The organism is Sporomusa sp. (assembly GCF_057736855.1).
Genome location: NZ_JBYKYF010000286.1, coordinates 1 through 3,944 on the forward strand (window position 1 = coordinate 1; position 3,944 = coordinate 3,944).

The window sequence follows — 3,944 nt, forward strand, 5'->3', positions numbered from 1 at the left end:
CTACACTTATCCTGGACGCTGCAAAAATGGCCGGTATAGATATTCCCGTACTGTGCTATCATCCTGACCTTAAAGTTCGGGCAACCTGCCGTATTTGCGTTGTGGAACTCAAAGGTCAGAAAAAGCTCAAAACTGCTTGCGGCAACGAAGTCTGGGATGGTGCTGAATTTATCACCAACAGCCCGGCTGTTCGTCAGGCCAGAAAAGACATACTTGAACTGATTTTAGCCGAACATCCACAAGACTGTCTGAAATGTGTAAGAAATACCAAATGTGAATTACAGCAGCTGGCGCACGATTTTGGCATTAGCAAACCGCTGTTTGAAAACAAACCCAAACAAATTCCTATCGAAGATTCTAATGGCGTCATTGTTCGCGATATGGCCAAATGTGTAAAATGCGGCCGTTGCGTAGATATGTGTCAAGAGGTTCAGACTGTTGGCGCTATCAATACTGCTCATCGGTCACTTGAGTATGAAATCACTACTGCGTTTGACCGGCCGCTGCAAGAGACTACCTGCGTGTACTGTGGTCAATGTATCTCTGTTTGCCCAGTAGGCGCACTCTATGAAAATGATGAAACCGCAAAAGTATGGCAAGCCATTGCCGATAAAGATAAACATGTAATCGTTCAGGTTGCGCCGGCAGTTAGGGTAGCGCTTGGTGAAGAATTCGGTCTGGAACCGGGCAGCATAACTACTGGCAAGATGGTAGCCGCTCTGCGCCGCTTGGGATTTGATAAAGTTTTTGACACTGACTTTGCTGCCGACGTCACCATCATGGAAGAAGGCAATGAATTATTAGAAAGAATGAACCATGGTGGCACGTTACCGCTTATTACTTCCTGCAGCCCAGGCTGGATTAATTTTGTAGAAACCTTCTATCCTGAGTTATTACCTCATGTTTCCACTTGTAAGTCGCCGCAGCAGATGTTCGGTGCATTAGCCAAAACTTATTATCCGCAAAAAGCAGGGATTGACGCCAGCAAGATTGTATCTGTATCCATTATGCCTTGCGTAGCTAAGAAATATGAAAGCGCCCGACCGGAAATGAACGCCAGCGGATATCGTGATGTTGATATTGTGCTTACTACGCGAGAACTGGCTCGGATGATTAGAGAGGCAGGTTTTGACTTTAACAAACTGCCTGATGAAGAATTTGATGCTCCGCTTGGAGTTTCTACTGGTGCAGCCGTCATTTTCGGTACTTCAGGCGGTGTTATGGAAGCTGCGCTGCGCACTGTTTATGAAGTTGTGACAGGAAAAGAACTCCAAAATGTTGACTTTGAAGACGTACGTGGTTTAGCTGGCGTAAAAGAAGCGGAAGTAGACCTTGATGGCAAAAAAGTCAAAGTAGCGATTGCTAACGGCCTTAAAAACGCCCGTGTGATCCTTGACAAAATTAAGGCTGGTGAGTGCGACTATCAATTCGTAGAAATCATGTGCTGTCCTGGTGGCTGTATTGGTGGCGGCGGTCAGCCGTGGGGAACGACTAAGGCCACTAAGGAAGCCCGGATGGCTGGTCTTTATCAGGCTGACCGTGAACTCCCCATCAGGCAGTCTCACAAAAACCCGGCAGTGAAAGCCCTGTATGAGGAGTTTCTGGGTAAACCGCTCAGCCATAAATCGCATGAGCTTTTGCATACCCATTACCATCCTCGTCACAAGTAATTGACGTCAATGAGGACGGCCATAATAAAAGCCGTCCTCATTTATTAATGTCTTGTAAATGGATATATGTACAACTGCGACAGTATGGTACAATATTGCCGAGGAGGAATGGAATTTGATATTAATGATAGATAATTACGACTCGTTTGTATATAATCTTGTCCAATACCTTGGCGAATTAGGAGAAGATATTCGAGTCTTTCGTAATGATAAAATCACGATTCCTCACATTGAAGATATGCGCCCTGACCATATTATTATTTCACCAGGACCCTGCACACCTAATGAGGCGGGTATCAGTTTAGCGCTAATTCAGCATTTTAAAGGGAAAATACCGATACTTGGCGTTTGCCTCGGACATCAGGCTATTGGTCAGGCCTTCGGTGGTGAGGTTGTGCGTGCACCTCGGCTAATGCATGGTAAAACCTCGCAGGTGTATCATGATGGCAAGGGAGTGTTTGCTGGGTTAAAAAGTCCGCTTACAGCTACTCGATATCATTCGTTAATTGTGAAACGAGAAACATTGCCAGATTGTTTCGAGATTAGTGCCGAGACCGAGGCAGGCGAAATTATGGGTATTCGCCATAAAGAATATGCCATTGAAGGGGTACAGTTTCACCCTGAGTCCATTCTTACAGAAGCTGGACATGCCATGCTAGAGAATTTTTTATCTTTCAATCCTAACTGGACAAGCAAAATGAAAGGGGCCAGCTAGTCATGAATCCGACACCGATAATTCGCGAAATCACGCTTACAGTGACGCCTGCTGAAGTGTTTGCCTTGTTTGCTCAGCAACCAAATAGTGTATATTTAGACAGTGGTAAAGATATTAACGGCATGGGCCGCTATTCTTTTATTGCCCGTGATCCATTTTTAGTATTTTCCAGCAAAGGGCAGACAATACATATTGAAGAAAACGGCAGTAACCGAACTTTTACTGGTAACCCGTTTGCAGAATTAAAACTGTTACTAAACCGCTACAAAACCCAGAAGGTGCCAGGCTTACCACCGTTGACCAGCGGAATTATCGGTTACTTTGGTTATGATATGGGATATTTATTGGAAGTGATTCCAGAATTAAGTAAGGATGACTTGAATACTCCTGATTGTATATTCGGATTTTACGATACGGTGCTGATCTTTGACCATCATTTACATAAGACATATATTGCGTCAAACGGGTTTCCCGAACGAGACGAAGATTCCCGGCGCAAGCGAGCCGAAATTCGCATAGAAGAATTAGCTACTTTAGTAGCTCAAGCAAAACCGCTGCCTGAACCCAAGCCACAGATACCGGAAGGGGAGTATCGCTCAAACTTTACTCGACAAGGGCACTGTGAAATGGTACAAAAGGGAATTGATTACATTGCTGCCGGAGATATTTTTCAAGTAAATCTGACGCAGCGTTTCGAAGCTAAAGTGACGGTGCCGCCTTACGAGCTGTACCGTTATTTGCGGCATATTAATCCGGCACCATTTGCTTCTTATCTGAATTTTGGTGAAGTCATTGTTGCTAGTGCTTCGCCAGAACGATATTTGTTGGTTACAGACAATATGGTTGAAACTAGGCCGATAAAGGGAACCAGGCCGCGCGGCAAAGATCCTGAATCTGATCGACAGCTTCGCCAAGAACTGCTTGCCAGTGAAAAAGACCGGGCCGAATTAGTGATGATCATTGACTTGGAACGCAATGATTTGGGACGGGTGTGTGAGTTTGGCAGTGTTCGCGTGCCTGACTTGATCCGTCTGGAAGAATATGCAACGGTGTTTCATTTGGTATCAACGGTAGTCGGAAAGCTGGCAGAGGGTAAAGATGTTATTGATTTAATAACAGCCTCTTTTCCCGGCGGATCGATTACTGGCGCTCCTAAAGTACGGGCCATGGAGATTATTGATGAACTTGAAGGAGTGCGCCGTGGTATTTACACCGGATCTATCGGCTATATTGATTTTAATGGTGATGCAGATCTTAATATCGTTATTCGTACTTTTGTTATTAAAGGTGACCGTGCATATTACCAAGTGGGGGGAGGAATTGTTGCAGATTCGGTACCTGAACTTGAATATGAGGAGAGTCTGGATAAAGCGCGGGCGCTAATGAAGGCTTTGGGCTATCAGATATAATATTGGCTGGTGATCCTATGTATATCTATTGTGATGGACAGATTGTTTCGGCCGACAAGTGTTTGGTGTCTCCTTTTGACCATAGTTTTCTTTATGGACATGGCTTGTTTGAAACCATGCGCGCTTATAATGGCAGGGTATTTAAGCTAC

At 44.8% G+C, this 3,944-nt stretch carries 3 protein-coding genes; all 3 read left to right on the top strand.

Translation table 11 applies throughout. The features are described from left to right. Positions 1 to 1,670 (top strand): NADH-dependent [FeFe] hydrogenase, group A6 (locus AC29Z1_RS14725; protein WP_488272210.1); only part of this gene is annotated, 1,670 nt, incomplete at its 5' end. 115 nt (positions 1,671 to 1,785) lie between these two features. Further along, positions 1,786 to 2,385: an aminodeoxychorismate/anthranilate synthase component II gene (gene pabA, locus AC29Z1_RS14730; RefSeq protein WP_488272211.1), complete on the top strand. Its 600-nt coding sequence runs from the start codon at positions 1,786 to 1,788 to the stop codon at positions 2,383 to 2,385. A 2-nt stretch (positions 2,386 to 2,387) separates the two neighbouring features. Then, positions 2,388 to 3,794, top strand: a complete 1,407-nt coding sequence (pabB, locus tag AC29Z1_RS14735; protein WP_488272212.1) for an aminodeoxychorismate synthase component I — start codon at positions 2,388 to 2,390, stop codon at positions 3,792 to 3,794. The last annotated feature ends 150 nt before the right edge of the window (positions 3,795 to 3,944 follow it).